The organism is Streptomyces sp. NPDC051921, from assembly GCF_040680975.1.
Taxonomy (GTDB): Bacteria; Actinomycetota; Actinomycetes; order Streptomycetales; family Streptomycetaceae; genus Streptomyces.
Genome location: NZ_JBFAXU010000001.1, coordinates 435,813 through 451,433, shown reverse-complemented (window position 1 = coordinate 451,433; position 15,621 = coordinate 435,813). Strand labels below are relative to the sequence as shown.

At 75.8% G+C, this 15,621-nt stretch carries 11 protein-coding genes; 4 read left to right on the top strand and 7 right to left on the bottom strand.

Annotated features, from left to right (window positions below; all coding sequences use genetic code 11):
* The first annotated feature begins 48 nt into the window (after nt 1–48).
* On the top strand, nt 49–732 hold the full coding sequence (locus AB0M16_RS02190) for a hypothetical protein (protein ID WP_365337731.1): 684 nt from the start codon (nt 49–51) through the stop codon (nt 730–732).
* A gap of 10 nt (nt 733–742) precedes the next feature.
* On the opposite strand, the gene AB0M16_RS02185 is transcribed toward AB0M16_RS02190, so the two are convergent.
* Nucleotides 743–2,392, bottom strand: coding sequence for a DUF6350 family protein (locus AB0M16_RS02185; protein WP_365337729.1), 1,650 nt, complete (start codon nt 2,390–2,392; stop codon nt 743–745).
* Between the two features lie 120 nt (nt 2,393–2,512).
* Here AB0M16_RS02185 and AB0M16_RS02180 point away from each other — a divergent pair, with 120 nt between their 5' ends.
* Entirely contained in the window at nt 2,513–4,213 is a 1,701-nt protein-coding gene (locus tag AB0M16_RS02180) for a sigma factor-like helix-turn-helix DNA-binding protein (protein ID WP_365337727.1), read from the top strand.
* A gap of 134 nt (nt 4,214–4,347) precedes the next feature.
* On the opposite strand, the gene sucD is transcribed toward AB0M16_RS02180, so the two are convergent.
* From sucD to AB0M16_RS02155, 5 genes are all read right to left on the bottom strand, one after another.
* Entirely contained in the window at nt 4,348–5,232 is an 885-nt protein-coding gene (sucD, locus tag AB0M16_RS02175; RefSeq protein ID WP_365337725.1) for a succinate--CoA ligase subunit alpha, read from the bottom strand.
* 21 nt (nt 5,233–5,253) lie between these two features.
* On the bottom strand, nt 5,254–6,432 hold the full coding sequence (sucC, locus tag AB0M16_RS02170; protein ID WP_365337723.1) for an ADP-forming succinate--CoA ligase subunit beta: 1,179 nt from the start codon (nt 6,430–6,432) through the stop codon (nt 5,254–5,256).
* Between the two features lie 395 nt (nt 6,433–6,827).
* Nucleotides 6,828–8,012 carry a VWA domain-containing protein gene (locus AB0M16_RS02165; protein ID WP_365337721.1) on the bottom strand — a complete coding sequence of 395 codons (1,185 nt, stop codon included), beginning with the start codon at nt 8,010–8,012 and terminating at the stop codon, nt 6,828–6,830.
* 7 nt (nt 8,013–8,019) lie between these two features.
* A complete protein-coding gene (locus tag AB0M16_RS02160; RefSeq protein WP_365337954.1) occupies nt 8,020–10,404 on the bottom strand; it encodes a DUF5682 family protein in 2,385 nt (794 codons plus the stop codon).
* A 92-nt stretch (nt 10,405–10,496) separates the two neighbouring features.
* The gene (locus tag AB0M16_RS02155; protein WP_365337719.1) at nt 10,497–11,624 is read right to left on the bottom strand and encodes an AAA family ATPase; all 1,128 of its coding nucleotides are present in this window, start codon (nt 11,622–11,624) and stop codon (nt 10,497–10,499) included.
* Nucleotides 11,625–11,762: 138 nt separating this feature from the next.
* Between AB0M16_RS02155 and AB0M16_RS02150 the strand changes: the two genes are divergently transcribed.
* Complete coding sequence (locus AB0M16_RS02150) at nt 11,763–13,292, top strand: SWIM zinc finger family protein (protein ID WP_365337717.1); 1,530 nt, start codon at nt 11,763–11,765, stop codon at nt 13,290–13,292.
* Between the two features lie 88 nt (nt 13,293–13,380).
* Entirely contained in the window at nt 13,381–14,976 is a 1,596-nt protein-coding gene (locus AB0M16_RS02145) for a DUF5691 domain-containing protein (protein WP_365337715.1), read from the top strand.
* Nucleotides 14,977–15,169: 193 nt separating this feature from the next.
* Here AB0M16_RS02145 and AB0M16_RS02140 read toward each other — a convergent pair whose 3' ends face one another.
* On the bottom strand, nt 15,170–15,577 hold the full coding sequence (locus tag AB0M16_RS02140) for a cobalamin B12-binding domain-containing protein (protein ID WP_365337713.1): 408 nt from the start codon (nt 15,575–15,577) through the stop codon (nt 15,170–15,172).
* Nucleotides 15,578–15,621 lie beyond the last annotated feature (44 nt).

Sequence of the window (15,621 nt, the reverse complement as noted above, 5' to 3'; positions counted from 1 at the left end):
CGCCACACCACACCCGGGCACACCAGACAGAGGGAAGACGTCCAGCACATGCCGGATCGCCAGTCCACGAACGACAACAACCCGTTCGCACCGCCGCCGGAGGGACAGCCGGACCAGCCGTGGCAGCCGCGGCGTCCGGAGGGCCCGGAGGGGCAGGAGGACCCGGAGGGCGGCGGCTCCCCGGCCGGTCCCGGCTGGAGCAGCAGTCAGCCCGGACGATCCTCCGACGGCTTCGGCCGCCGCCCCGAGCGCCCCTCGGGCGGCCAGGGCGGCCCCGACGGCGGCCAGGGCCCCGGCCTGCGCTGGGACCCCACCGACCCGGCGCAGCGGCGGGCCCGGTACGCGGTGCTCTCGGGCATGTGGGCCTTCTTCTTCGCGATCTTCGACATCCCCGAGCTCGCGCTGCTGCTCGGCGCCCTCGGCCTGTACTGGGCGATCAGCGCCCTGCGCGCGAAGGTGAAGGCCGCGGCCGCCGGGGAGGGCGAGGGCCCGCAGACGCCGGCCGCGCCGGGCCAGGCGGCGACCGCGGCCCGGTCGAAGCGGACGGCCGCGATCAGCGGCCTGGTGGCGTCCTCGGTGGCCCTGATGATCGTCGCGAGCGGCTTCGCGATGCACCTCGCCTACCGCGACTTCTACGAGTGCCGGGCGGACGCCCTGACCAAGCAGAGCCGGCTGGCGTGCAACGAACTGCTGCCGAAGCCGCTGCAGGACACGTTCGGGGTACGGGAGTAGGCGTGCGGAGTCACGCCCGCTCGGGCGGCGGGGCCGGGGGCTCCGCCGGGGGCCCGGCGGGCGGTTCCCAGGCGGCGGGCAGGAAGCCGTAGGCCTCGTCGCCGGAGTCGTCGTCGAGGGGGTCGAGCGGGTCGAGGAGGTCGAGGCCGTCCAGGGCGTCGAGCCCGCCGGCCGTCTCCGACAGGGACCGCGGCAAGGGGCCCGTGCCCGCGGTCTCCAGGGCGCCCTGCACACCCGGGGCACCCGGGAGGTCCTGCGGGTCCTCCTCCGGGCTCCCCCCGGCCCGCGCCGGGACGGACAGGTGCAGGAGCGCGGACAGGGCCGCGGACACGGACGAGACCGCGGACGCCGCGGACGCCGACGAGGCCGCGGGCACGGGCAGGGGCGCGCCGGACGCGCCCGTCGCGCCGAGGTCCGGATCCGGCGCGCCCGCCGCGCGTTCCGCCGCCTTCCTGAGACCGCGGAGGCCCCAGGCCCGTACGGCGAGGGCGGTCGGCAGGCCGACGCCCGCGCACCACAGCACGGCCGCCGCGCCCGTCTGCCACCACACGGGGCCGAAGGCCGCGAGCCGTCCCGTGCCGAGCGGCCCGCCGGCCACAGCGGCGAGCACCGCGACCGCCGCGCCGCAGACCGAGGCCCCGGCCAGCACGCTCAGCGCCGTCTCCTGCCCGGACCAGGCGCGGCCCGCCCGCCCGACGCGGCGCCCCAGGGCCAGGGCGGCCAGGGCGGGAACCGCGGCGGCGGCCGCCTGCGGCCAGCCGCCCGGCCCGTGGCCGGGGAGCGCCGCGAGCAGCGGGAAGGCGGGGACCGCGGGAGCGCCGGTGAAGCCGAGGGGGGTGACCAGCGCGCCGGTGCCGAGGGCGAAACCGGGGCCGAGCCCGTAGGCAGCGCCCCAGACGGCGGCGTTCGGCAGCAGCGCGAGCCCGAGGAGGGCGACGGACGCCCGGCCCGACCACTCCCCCGCGAGGCCGTTGAAGGACGCCTGCGCCTCGCCCACGTGCCCCAGCAAGGAGCCCGCCGCGAGCAGCGCGCCGCCGCCGAGCAGCACCACCAGGGCGAGCCCGGCGGCGCGCAGGGCGATCTCGCTCCGCTCCCGTCCCGGCAGCGGCCGGCCGTGCGCCGCCCAGGCGCCGGCACCCGCGGCGGCGAGGACGGCGGCGGGGGCCCAGACTCCCGTGGTGAACAGGTCGGCGGGAAGCGTGCCGGCCTCCGTGTAGACCACGACCACCGCCGCGACCAGCAGGTATCCCGAGGCGACGGCGGCGACCCCGGCGACGGGCGAGGGCGCCGGACGGGCGTCGCCGGGGTCGGCGGTGTCGCGGGCCACCCGGTGCGCCAGCCACAGCGGCAGGGCGCTGAGCAGCAGCGGGGTGACGCCGAGGGGCGCCGGAACGCCGGTGGCGGTCTCCACGCGGATCAGGTCGGCGCCGTGGGCGAGCAGCCAGAGACCGGCGGCGGTGTGCAACGCGCCGCCGGGGCCGCCGTCGGCGTGGGGCGAGGCGATCCAGGCGCCGATGACGAGAACGGCGAACGCTCCGAGGCCGAGCCCGGCCGCGAGGCCGCCGCGCACGAAGGCCGTGGCCAGGGCGGCGGAGCGACCGCCCTGGACCCTGACGTCGGGCGCCGCCGGCGGCGGGTGCGGCTCGGTCACGTGGGTCACGGAGGCCATGCTGCCAGCGACACGCTGTTCGCCCCTGTAACAGGCGAATGGCCGTTGTGTCGCTCAAGATACGTTTATGTACTTTTCCGCCCAGAGAAGCGCCGCGGGAGGTCGACGCCGATGAGTCCGACGAGTCCGTCCTTCTCGCTCCCGTCCCCCAAGGAGCGGCGGCGGCTGCGGGAGGCCCTCTCCCTGAGCGAGGACCAGGTCGCGGAGGCCTTGGGCGTCACCCGGTCCACCGTCCGCTCCTGGGAGACCGGCCGCAGTGCACCCAGAGGGCGTAAGCGGGAGGCATACGCGAAGCTCCTCGGCATCTACGAGGAGCCGGCGTCCCCGGAGCCGGAGAAGCCCGCCCGCCCCTCCCCGGCGCAGACCCGCCCGCGTGCGGCCGCGAAGGGCACGGCCGGCCCTCCGAAGACGCCGCCGGCGTCGAAGGCGGGTCCGGCGGCGCGGGCCGCGGATGCTCCGCGACCGCCGGAGGGGCGCCCGCAGCCGGCCGGGAGCGGCGCCGGGGCGCCCGAGGCCGCCGTGGCGCACGCGGACCGGCCCGCGCCGCTTCCGGCGACCGCGCCGAGCGGCAGCACGGCGCCGGCCTCCACGGACACATCCCCCGGCGCGGCGGTCATCGAGGCACCCCCCGTCGACGCGACTCCCACCGGGTCCGCCGACGCGGTTCTGTCCAGCTCCGCCGCCGGGGTTCCCACGAGCTCCGCCGACGCGGTTCCGACCGGCTCCGCCGCCGGGGTTCCTTCCAGCTCCGCCGACGCGGCTCTCACCACCTCCGCCGACGCGGCTCCCACCGGCTCCGCCACCACGGTTCCCACCGGGCCCGCCACCGCGGCTCTCACCGCGTCCGACGACGCGCGCGCGTCGGTGGACAGCGGCCGGGCCGCGACGTCGCGCCGCGATGCCACGTCGCGCCGCCGCCCGGCCGACGGGCCGGCGTTCGGCGCCGATGCCGGCGCCACGGTCCCGGAGGGCGGCGCAGGAGGCGAGGTGCCGGAGGCCGGTGCCCGCGACGGGCTCACGGCCGAGGAGGCGTTCGACGCCCTCTACGCGTACGCCGCTCCCTCCCTCGTGCACCAGGCGTATCTGCTCACGGGCCGCCGCTCGCTCTCCCGGGAGTCCGTCGAGCACGCGTTCCACTACGCCTGGCAGCACTGGCCCGAGGTCGCGGTCGACCGCGATCCGGTGGGCTGGGTGCGCGCGGCGGCGTACGAGTACGCGCTCTCGCCCTGGCACCGCTTCCGGCGGCGCCACCGGCACCCCGACGCCCCGCCGGCCGAGGCCTCCCGGCGCGCCCTGCTCGACGCACTCCTGGAGCTGCCGCCCCCGTACCGCCGTACCGTCCTGCTCTACGACGGACTCGGCCTCGACCTGCCGGAGACGGCGGCCGAGACCGAGGCGAGCACCCCGGCAGCCGGGAACCGGCTGCTCCACGCCCGTTCGGCCATCGCGCAGCGGTTGCCCGAGCTCGCCGACCCTGAGCTGCTGCACGACCGGCTGAGCGCGCTCGTCGCGGAGGCACCGACGCCGACGCTGCCCGCGGCCCGCAGCGTGCGGTCGGGCAGCGAGCGGCGGGCCCGGCGGCTCACGCGGGCGGTCTTCGGGGTGTCGGTGGCGCTGATCGGCGTCACGGCCTTCACCGTGGCGACCGCGCCGACCCGCTACGTGCCGGTGAACGCGCCCGGCGAGGTCGTCGAGGGCGTCCCGGTCCGCGGCGGCCCGCAGAAGCTGCGCCCCCAGGACAAGGAGCTCCTCGACATGCTGCGTACCGCTCCGCACCCGGGCCCGGAACGGCTGGTGCCGACCGCCGAGTAGAGGAAACGCTTCAGCAGGGCGGCTCCGGCGGCGGCGCGGACGCACAGGGCCCCGCCCCTCCGGTCACCCGGAGGGGCGGGGCCCTTCGCTCACGGCCCGTCGGGCCGTCAGGCTGCTGTGCGATTCAGCCCGCTTCAGCCCGCGAGGATCGCGCGCGCCAGCTTGGCGGTCTCGGTCGGGGTCTTGCCGACCTTGACACCGGCGGCCTCGAGGGCCTCCTTCTTCGCCTGGGCGGTGCCGGAGGAGCCGGAGACGATGGCGCCGGCGTGGCCCATGGTCTTGCCCTCGGGGGCGGTGAAGCCCGCGACGTAGCCGACGACCGGCTTGGTGACGTTGGCCTTGATGAAGTCGGCCGCACGCTCCTCGGCGTCGCCGCCGATCTCGCCGATCATGACGATCAGGTCGGTGTCCGGGTCGGCCTCGAAGGCCGCCAGGGCGTCGATGTGCGTGGTGCCGATGACCGGGTCGCCACCGATGCCGACGGCGGAGGAGAAGCCGATGTCACGGAGCTCGTACATCATCTGGTACGTCAGCGTGCCGGACTTCGAGACCAGACCGATGCGGCCCGGCTTCGTGATGTCGCCCGGGATGATGCCGGCGTTGGACTGGCCCGGGGTGATGAGACCGGGGCAGTTCGGGCCGATGAGGCGGGTCTTGTTGCCCTTCTCCACGGCGTACGCGTAGAACGCGGCGGAGTCGTGGACGGCGATGCCCTCGGTGATGACGACGGCGAGCGGGATCTCGGCGTCGATCGCCTCGACCACGGCGGCCTTGGCGAAGGCCGGCGGGACGAAGAGGACCGAGACGTTGGCGCCGGTCTCCTTCATCGCCTCGGCGACGGTGCCGAAGACCGGGATCTCGGTGCCGTCGAAGTCGACGGTCGTGCCGGCCTTGCGCGGGTTCACGCCACCGACGATGTTGGTGCCGTCACCCAGCATGAGCTTGGTGTGCTTCATGCCCGTGGCACCGGTCATGCCCTGGACGATGACCTTGCTGTCCTTGTTGAGGAAGATAGCCATGGCTGTTCTGTCCCTCTTCCCTTACTTCGCAGCCGCGAGCTCGGCGGCCTTGTCGGCCGCGCCGTCCATGGTGTCCACACGCTGCACCAGCGGGTGGTTGGCGTCCGACAGGATCTTGCGACCCAGCTCCGCGTTGTTGCCGTCGAGGCGCACGACCAGCGGCTTGGTGACCTCGTCGCCACGGGAGGCGAGGAGCTCCAGGGCCTGGACGATGCCGTTGGCGACCTCGTCACAGGCGGTGATGCCACCGAAGACGTTGACGAACACGGACTTGACGTCCGGGTCGCCGAGGATGATCTCCAGGCCGTTCGCCATGACCTCGGCGGAGGCGCCGCCGCCGATGTCGAGGAAGTTGGCGGGCTTCACGCCGCCGTGGTTCTCACCGGCGTACGCGACGACGTCCAGGGTCGACATGACCAGGCCGGCGCCGTTGCCGATGATGCCGACCTCGCCGTCGAGCTTGACGTAGTTGAGGCCCTTGGCCTTGGCGGCAGCCTCGAGCGGGTTGGCTGCGGCCTTGTCCTCGAGCGCCTCGTGCTCGGGCTGGCGGAAGTCGGCGTTGGCGTCCAGGGACACCTTGCCGTCCAGGGCCAGGATGTCGCCGGAGGCGACCTTGGCCAGCGGGTTGACCTCGACGAGGAGGGCGTCCTCGGCGATGAAGGTCTTCCACAGGGTCACGAGGACCTCGGCGACCTTCTCGGCGACCTCGGCCGGGAACTGGGCCTGGGCGACGATCTCACGGGCCTTCTCGATGTCGACACCCTTGTTGGCGTCGACCGGGACCTTCGCGAGCTTCTCGGGGGTCGTGGCGGCGACCTCCTCGATGTCCATGCCACCGGCGACGGAGGCCATGGCGAGGAAGGTGCGGTTGGTGCGGTCGAGGAGGTACGAGACGTAGTACTCCTCGAGGATCTCCGGAGCGGTCTCCGCGATCATCACCTTGTGGACCGTGTGGCCCTTGATGTCCATGCCCAGGATGTCCGTCGCGCGGGCGACGGCCTCGTCCGGGGTGGCGGCGAGCTTGACGCCGCCGGCCTTGCCGCGGCCGCCGACCTTCACCTGCGCCTTGACGACCGACTTGCCGCCAAGCCGCTCGGTGGCCTCGCGCGCCGCCTCAGGCGTGTCGATGACTTCACCGGCCAGCACCGGTACACCGTGCTTGGCGAAGAGGTCCCTCGCCTGGTACTCGAACAGGTCCACGCGCGTCCCTTTTCTAGATGATCGCGGTTCGTTGTCTGCGTGGGCGTGCCGCGAAGGGCAACGTGACTGCGCTGTCACTAGGGAGGCGTACACGGTGTCCGTGGACGCGGCATGTCCGTCTCGCAGGTTATCCCCGAGGGACGTGGGTCCCTAAATCGCAGATCACAACGGGGCGGTGATACGGGTCACAGATCGTAGGGGCGGCGGGGCGTTCCGTAGGGGCGGAGGTGCGGGCCGACCGCACCCTCGGGGCAGGCGGGGAAGGGCCGTTGCCCACCTCACGGCACGCAGGGCGGCCGGGTGAGGACCGCGCGGACGGGATTGTGATATGGGCCTCAGTGACAGGCCGGGCGCGCGTCCGGGTGGCCGACGGACGACGGATTCCGCAGCGGTCGTCACGCCGCCGGTACGGGCAGCGGGCGCTTCTCCAGGGCGGCGGCCATGACCTCGGGGAACAGGTCCGGGGTGCAGGCGAAGGCGGGGGCACCGAGCGCGGCGAGGGCGGCCGCGTGCTCCCGGTCGTAGGCGGGGGCGCCCTCGTCGGAGAGGGCGAGCAGGCAGACGAACTGCACGCCCGAGGCCTTCATCGCGGCGACCCGCTTCAGCATCTCGTCGCGTATGCCGCCCTCGTAGAGATCACTGATGAGGACGACGACGGTGTCGGCCGGCCGGGTGATCCTGGACTGGCAGTGCGCGAGGGCCCGGTTGATGTCCGTGCCGCCGCCGAGCTGGGTGCCGAAGAGGACGTCGACCGGGTCGTCGAGCCGGTCGGTGAGGTCGACGACGGCGGTGTCGAAGACGACGAGGCGGGTGGCGATCGCGCGCATGGAGGCGAGGACGGCGCCGAAGACGGAGGCGTAGACGACGGAGGCGGCCATGGACCCGGACTGGTCGACGCAGAGGACGACCTCCTTCTTGACCGACCGGGAGGCCCGGCCGTAGCCGATCAGACGCTCGGGGACGACCGTGCGGTACTCGGGGAGGTAGTGCGCGAGGTTGGCGCGCACGGTGCGGTCCCAGTCGATGTCCCGGTGCCGGGGGCGGGAGATCCGCGCCGAGCGGTCGAGGGCACCGGTGAGGGTGGAGCGGGTGCGGGTGGCGAGCCGTTTCTCCAGGTCGTCGACGACCTTGCGGACGACGGCCCGCGCGGTCTCCTTGGTGGTCTCCGGCATGGCCTTGCTGAGCGAGAGCAGGGTGCCGACGAGGTGCACGTCCGGCTCGACGGCCGCCAGCATCTCGGGCTCCAGGAGCAGCGTGGACAGACCGAGCCGGTCGATCGCGTCGCGCTGCATGACCTGGACGACGGAGCTGGGGAAGTACGTGCGGATGTCGCCGAGCCAGCGGGCGACGGAGGGCGCGGAGCCGCCGAGACCGGCCGAGCGGTCCGCGCCGCCCCTCCGGTCGCCGTCCCGCCCCCCGTAGAGGGCGGCGAGGGCGCCGTCCATGGCGGCGTCGGTGCCGTCGAGGGCGCGGCCGGTGCCGTCGGCCTCGCCGCCGCCGAGCACCAGCCGCCAGCGGCGCAGCCGCTCGTCGGCGGCGGACGTGGTGGCGCTGTTCATGACGGGACGCTCGGTCCTCATGGTGTCCTCACTGTCCTTCCGTGCCGAGGATGAGGTGGAGCAGGGGCAGCACGCCGTCGGCGCGCTCCTGGTCGGGGGTGGCGGAGAAGCCGGGCGTGGTGACCGCGGGCCCGGTGGGGCCGCCGGTCGCAGGGCCGCGGGCGACGAGCTCGCCGAGCGTCCGGCGGACACCCGGCTCGTACGCGGCGAAGGTGCGGCGCAACAGCGGCAGCACGTCGGTGAACGCCTCGGCCGGCACGGTGCTCAGCCAGTCGTCGACCAGGCCGAGCAGCCGCTCGTCGTGCACGAGGAGCAGCCCGCCTCCGGAGGCCCCACCGACGAAGCCCTCGATCCAGCCGGCGGCGTCGGCGGGCGGGGTCCCGGACGACAGCGCCAGCCCCATCAGCCGGGCGGTCTCGTCGGCCTGGAGTCGCCCGTCGTCCAGCAGCAGCCGAGCGGCCCGCCCTCGCAGCACCCCCGGCACCCGCTCGCGCCCGGCCAGCCGCCGCAGCACTCCGGCCCAGCGATCGGCGAGGCCGGTGGCGGCGAGGTCGGGGGCGGCGAGGCCGTCGGGCCGGTCCGGCCCGCCCGATCCGCCCTCCCCATCCGGCTCACCGGGTCTGCCCGACCCCTCGGGTGCAACGGGGCCGTCCGGCCCCTCAGGTGCATTCGGTCCTGCCGGCCGCTCGGGCCCGGTGGTCAGCAGGGCGAGCGCCGTGTGGACGCCGTCGACGCGTACGCGCATCTCCGCGGCGGCGTCGGCGTCGAGTCCGGTGCAGGCGGGCGGCAGGCCGACGCAGATCCGCTCGGCCAGTCCGGCGGCGACCTCGCCGAGTGCGGCGGTGTCGGTGGCGCGCACGTCCCCGTAGCGCAGGGAACGGGCCAGCGAGGGCAGGGCCTGGGCGAGGTGGGCGACATCGGTGTCGAGGGCGGCCCGGTCGGCGAGGGCGTGCAGCACGGCGGGCAGCGCCTCGGTGAGCCCGGCGAGCAGGCACTGCTCGGCGAGGGCCGTGACGGCGGCGAGGTCGTCGGCCGCCACGGCCTCCGCCTCGGCCCTGGCGGTGGCGGCGCCCTCGACGGTGGTGCCCCACACGCCCGCCTCGGCGACCTGGACGTGCAGCTCGGGCTGCCAGCACAGCCGCCAGGTCTCCCGGAAGGTGCCGGTGGAGCCGCGTCCCGCGACGGGGGCGCCCCAGCCGACGCCGAGCAGCCGGAGCCGGTGCAGCAGTCGGCTGCGGGCGGCGTCGTTGTCCTTGCGCAGATCGAGTTCGAGCTCGCGCTCGTGCGCCTCGGGCTTGAGGCGCAGTCCGCGCTGGAGCCGTTCGAGGTCGCGCTGGAGGGGTACGGCGGGGGCGCCGGCCGGGACGGTGCCCAGGACGTCCCCGACGACGAGCCGGTCGCGGACCAGGTCGAGCGGGACGTCGGAGCCGTCGCACATGACGGCTCGGACGGCGTCGGTGGTCTCGCCGAGCCCGGGCAGCGGGCGGCCGCGCACGACGGCGAGGGTGTCGGCGAGCCGCACGGCCTCGATGACGTGGGCGGAGGACACCGCCAGGTCCTCGTCCCTGAGGAGCCGGGCGACCTCGGTCATCCAGCGCTCGACGGGCCGGTCGGCGGCGGCGAACAGGTGCGCGTACCAGCCGGGCGCCTCGATGCCGGCGCCGTAGCCGGAGCGGCGGGCGAGGCGGCGGTGGGTCCAGGGGACCCAGGTCAGCTCGGTCTTCACCTTGGGCAGGCCCTTGAGCAGGGCCCGGTCGGCGGTGACCGTCGTCCGGCGCCGCAGGGCGGGAACGTGCCAGGCGCCGCAGACGACGGCGACGTCGTCGCCGAACTCCTTCTGCGCGGCGCGCAGCCGGAGCCGCATGTACGCCTCACGTACCAGGTCGCGCGGGTGGCCGCCGTGCCCGTACGCCTCGCGCAGGGCGCCCATCGCCTCGGCGAGGGCCTCGAAGGGGGCGAACGGGTCGGCGCCGCCGCGTAGTTCGACGACGTCCTCCCACCAGCGCTCGGCGTCGTCGTAGCCGGCGGCCTCGGCGAGCTCGGCGATCGGATCGACGCGCAGCCCCTGGTCGGCGGCCTCGTCCTCGTCGCCCCAGGTGGGGTCGGTGGCGGCGAGGGTGTGGGCGGCCGGCAGGTCGATGAAGCGGACCTCGGCGCCGTGCGCGAGGGCCCAGCGGATGGCGACCCACTCGGGCGAGAACGCGGCCATCGGCCAGAACGCGGCGCGCCCCGGGTCGTCGACGGCGTGCGCGAGCAACGCGACCGGGGGCCGCATCTCCTCGTCGGCGGCGAGCGCCACCAGCGCGTCCCCTTCGGGCGGCCCCTCGACGAGCACGGCCTTGGGCCGCCCGGCGTCGAGCGCCGCGCGCACGGCCCGGGCCGACCCGGGCCCGTGATGCCGCACCCCGAGCACGAGCGGCCCGGGCGGGGGCCCGGCGGGGGCGGCATCGCCGGGCGCCGCGGACGGGCCCTTGCGCGCGGACGGGCGTGCGTCGGGGGCCCGGGTCACGCGCTCACCTCGCGGCAGGCGCGGTAGAAGTCCTTCCAGCCGTCTCTCTCGCGGACCACCGTCTCCAGGTACTCCTGCCAGATCACCCGGTCGTTGGCCGGGTCGCGGACCACCGCGCCGAGCAGGCCGGCGGCGATGTCGGCGGAGCGCAGGACGCCGTCGCCGAAGTGGGCGGCGAGGGCCAGGCCGCCGGTGACGACGGAGATCGCCTCGGCCGTCGACAGCGTCCCGGAGGGGGACTTGAGCTTGGTGCGGCCGTCGGTGGTCATCCCGTCGCGCAGCTCGCGGAAGACGGTGACGACCCGGCGGATCTCCTCCACGCCCTCCGGCACGGCCGGCAGTTCGAGCGAGCGTCCGATCTGGTCGACGCGCCGCGCCACGATGTCCACCTCGGCGTCCGGGGTCGCGGGAAGCGGCAGCACGACGGTGTTGAAGCGGCGGCGCAGGGCGCTGGAGAGCTCGTTGACGCCGCGGTCGCGGTCGTTGGCCGTGGCGATCAGGTTGAAGCCGCCGACCGCCTGTACTTCCTCGCCCAGCTCCGGGACCGGGAGGGTCTTCTCGGAGAGGATGGTGATGAGCGTGTCCTGCACGTCGGCGGGGATGCGGGTCAGCTCCTCGACGCGGGCCGTCATGCCCTGCGCCATGGCCCGCATGACCGGGCTGGGCACGAGAGCGCCGCGGCTGGGGCCGTGGGCGAGCAGCTGGGCGTAGTTCCAGCCGTAGCGGATCGCCTCCTCGGGCGTACCGGCGGTGCCCTGGACGAGCAGCGTGGAGTCGCCGCTGACGGCGGCGGCGAGGTGCTCGGAGACCCAGGTCTTGGCGGTGCCGGGCACGCCGAGCAGGAGCAGGGCGCGGTCGGTGGCGAGCGTGGTGACGGCGACCTCGACGATGCGGCGCGGACCGACGTACTTGGGTGTGATCACCGTGCCGTCGGGGAGCGTGCCGCCGAGGAGATAGGTGGCGACGGCCCAGGGCGAGAGCCGCCAGCGGGCGGGGCGCGGCCGGTCGTCGGCGGCGGCCAGCGCGGCGAGTTCGTGGGCGAAGGCGTCCTCGGCGTGGGGCCGCAGGGCCGCTGCGCGGGAGGCGTCCGCGGTGGTGGTCGTGGTGCTTTCGGGCAGGGTCATGGGTCCCCCTCCAGATCGTTCGACCTGCTGTGCGATCCACGGTGCACCATCGCACTGACAATCGCCCGGGGCTGTGGACAACCGCGGGCGGGCCGGTGTCCGGGCCCGTTGTCAGTGGCGGCCCGTACGGTCGTTCGCATGACTGAGCAGGGGGTGCGCTGGACGGCGGAACAGGTGCTGGCACTGGCTCCTGACGACGCGTCGCGCAAGGCGGGAAGCAAGCTGGGGACACCCGGCCCGTGGTCCGGCACGGGCACGGCGACCGGGACCGGGACGGCGACGGGCACGGGTACGGGTACGGCGACGGGTACGGGCACGGCTGCGGGTACGGCGACGGGCGGCCAGGGAGTGGTGTGGGGCCTGTGCAGGGGCAGCGGCAGGACGCCGTACCGCACGGTCGTGGACACCACGGGACCGGCGTACCAGTGCAGTTGCCCGAGCCGGAAGTTCCCGTGCAAGCACGCGCTGGGACTGCTGCTCCTGTGGTCCGGCGGGGGCGTCGACGCCGCCGCCGAGGCCCCGGAGTGGGCGGAGGAGTGGCTCGCGGGCCGGCGTACCCGGGCCGGGAGTCCCTCGCGGGCGGAGGCCGGGAGGGACTCCCGGCGTGCCCGGGCCGGGAGTCCCTCGCGGGCGGAGGCCGGGACCGAGGCCGGGCCGGCCGATCCGGAGGCGGCCCGGCGCCGGGCCGAGCGGAGGGCGGCCCGGATCACCGCGGGCGCGGAGGAGCTGGAGCGGCGGCTCGCCGACCTGCTGCGCGGCGGCCTCGCCTCGGCCGAGCGCGCGGGGTACGGGCCGTGGGAGGAGACCGCGGCCCGCATGGTCGACGCACAGGCGCCCGGACTCGCCGGCCGGGTGAGGGAGTTGGGGGCGATCCCGGGCTCCGGACCGGACTGGCCGGTGCGACTCCTGGAGGAGTGCGCGCTGACCCACCTCCTCGACCGTGCCTGGCTGTCCGCCGACCGGCTGCCGGGACCGCTGGCAGCGACGGTACGGAGCAGGGTCGGCCTGTCGGCCCCGCCGGAAGGCCCCACGCTGCGGGACCACTGGCTGGTGCTCGCCCAGTACGACACGGCGGACAGCCGTCTGACGACGCGCCGCATCTGGCTGCACGGCCGGGCCAGTGGCCGCACGGCCCTGCTCCTCTCCTTCGGCGCGGCGGGCCGGGCGCCGCAGCCGGCCTTCCCCGTCGGCCTCGTGCTGGACGCCGAGCTGCGCCCGTACGCATCGGGCGGCGGACTCCGCGCGGAACTGGTCGAGCAGTTCGCCACGCCCGCCGGCGAGGCCGCCCCGCCCGGCGGCGGCCCGGTCGGCGCCGCCCTCGACAGCTACGGCCGGGCCCTGCGGGAGGACCCCTGGCTCGACACCTGGCCGGTCACCCTCGCCGACGTCGTCCCGGCCCGCGCGGAGCACGGCTGGCAGCTCGCGGACGCCCGGCCGCCCGCTCGCGGGGACGACGGCCCGGCCCCCGGTGGTGACGGGGCACTCGTCGACGCCCGCGAAGCCGTACCGCTGACGCGCGCCGCGCAGGGTCGTCCCGGCCTGTGGCGGCTGATCGCGCTGTCGGGCGGCGGACCGGTGACCGTGTTCGGCGAGGTCGGGCACCAGGGCTTCACTCCGCTGGCCGCATGGTCCGCCGACGCGCCCGGCGAGACGGTGCCGCTCGTCTGACCGGTCGCCCGACCGCCGGTCCGGCCGCTCGAAGACCGCCCGGTCGACCGCTCGTCGACTGCTCTCGAACACACCTCTGGAGGAGCCCATGGACGCCTGGGAAGAGCTCGTCACGTCGGCGCTGCTGGGCACCGACCGGAAGCCGCTCGCGGGGAGCGGGAGAAGCGGCGGCGACGCGGCACCGGTCGCGTTGCTCGACGCCGCCGCCGTGCACACCCTGCGGCGCAGGGCGGGGCTGCGCCCCGGGCCCGCCGCGGCTCCGCTGGAGGTCGCCCCCGAGGACGGGCGCAGGCCGTTGCCGGAGCGGGCCCGGCGCCGACTGGGGCAGCTCCTCGCGGGCCGGGCCGCGCCCGCGCCGTCCGGGGGGCGGCGCGGGGCGGCCCCGGACCTGGCCGAGTTGCTGCCCCAGTGGCTGGCCGCCGCCAACGAACACGGCTACCGCCCGCCGGCCGCCGCGCTGCCCGCGCTGCTCGACGCCGCGCGGGCCCGGTCCGATCTGCGGCCGCAGGCCCTGGCCCTCGCCGGGCCGCGCGGACTGTGGCTGGCCCGGCTCAACCCGGAGTGGAAGTTCGCGCTGCGGGGCACCGGCGGGGGCGGCACGCTCCCCGACCCAGGGGACCTCGACGCGGTGCCAGCGCTGTGGGAGGAGGGGCTCTTCGCGGAGCGGGTCGCCCTGCTCTCCGCCGTACGGGCCGACGATCCGGCCCGGGGCCGCGAACTGCTCGCCTCGACCTGGAGCTCGGAGCGGGCCGAGGACCGGCTGATGTTCCTGGACTCGTTGCGGGCCGGCCTCGGTCCGGCGGACGAGGAGTTCCTGGAGGCCGCCCTGTCCGACCGCAGCCGGAACGTCCGGGCCACGGCGGCCGAGCTGCTGTCCGCGCTGCCGGCCTCGGCGCTCGCCGCTCGCATGGCGGAACGGGCCGCGTCGTGCGTGTCCCTGGACCGTACGGAGGGGGCGGAGACGATCGTCGTCGAGGCGCCGCACGAGTGCGACGCGGGCATGCGGCACGACGGGGTGACGCCCACCCCGCCCACGGGGCGCGGCGAGCGCTCCTGGTGGCTCGGGCAGCTGGTGGAGGCGGCGCCGCTGGGCTGCTGGCCCGTGAAGCTCGGCGGGCGGACGCCCGAGGAGATCGTCGCCCTGCCGGTCACGGACGACTGGCGCGGCGAGCTCCACGCGGCCTGGTGCCGCGCCGCCGTGCGCCAGCGGAACGCGGCCTGGTCGCGCGCCCTGCTGGGCTCCCCGGCGGCCCCGCAGGCCACCGGCCCGGGCACGTCCTCGCTGGCGGAGCGCGCCCAGCTCCTCTCGACGCTCCCGGAGGAGGAGCGGGCCGCCTGGGTGGCCTCGTTCATCGCGGCACACGGCCTCTCGGAGGCGTTCCAGCTGCTCGGCGTGTGCACGGTGCCGTGGTCGGAGGCGCTCGGCCGGGCGGTCGTCGACGCGCTGGACATCGCCCGGGACGCGGGCAGCTACCCGTGGAGCTTCAGCGGCGTGATGGGCCTCGCCGAGCGCTGCCTGTCACCCGCGACCGCCCCCCAGCTCTCCGCCCTGACCGCGCTGCCCGCCGAGCCCGAGGACGCCTCCCCCGGGGCCGGCGCCTACTGGTCCGAGGCCTTCCAGCGCCTCGTCTCCACCCTGGAGCTCCGGGCCGCGATGCACGCGGAGCTGTCCGGGGCGTCCTGACGTCCTCGGCCGTGGGCCCACGGCGCCGTCGCCCGGCCCCGTCCCCGCGACGCCCGCCCGGGGCGGCTGCCGCACCGCACGCGCAGCCCCGCCGTACCCGCACACCTGCCCCCCACCGCGAAAGGGGCGACCCCGGGCCTCGGCCCGGGGTCGCCCCGAATCGTCTACGCGCCGTCGTCCCGGCCGCCGCGGCTCAGGCCGCCACGCGGACGTTCGCGTTCACCCAGTCCACGATCGACGTCGTCGTCGCGCCCGGCGTGAAGATCTCCGCCACGCCCTTCTCCTTCAGCGGCGGGATGTCCGCGTCCGGGATGATGCCGCCGCCGAAGACCTTGATGTCCTCCGCGTCGCGCTCCTTCAGGAGCTCCAGGACCTTCACGAACAGCGTGTTGTGGGCGCCGGAGAGGATCGAGAGGCCGATCGCGTCGGCGTCCTCCTGGATCGCGGTGTCGACGATCTGCTCGGGCGTCTGGTGGAGCCCGGTGTAGATCACCTCCATGCCGGCGTCGCGGAGCGCCCGCGCGATCACCTTGGCCCCGCGATCGTGGCCGTCGAGACCCGGCTTGGCGACCACCACGCGGATCGGACCGGTCACACCCATGACTGCCTCCACATGCGACCCCCCGCGCCTCGTTGCCGGGGAGG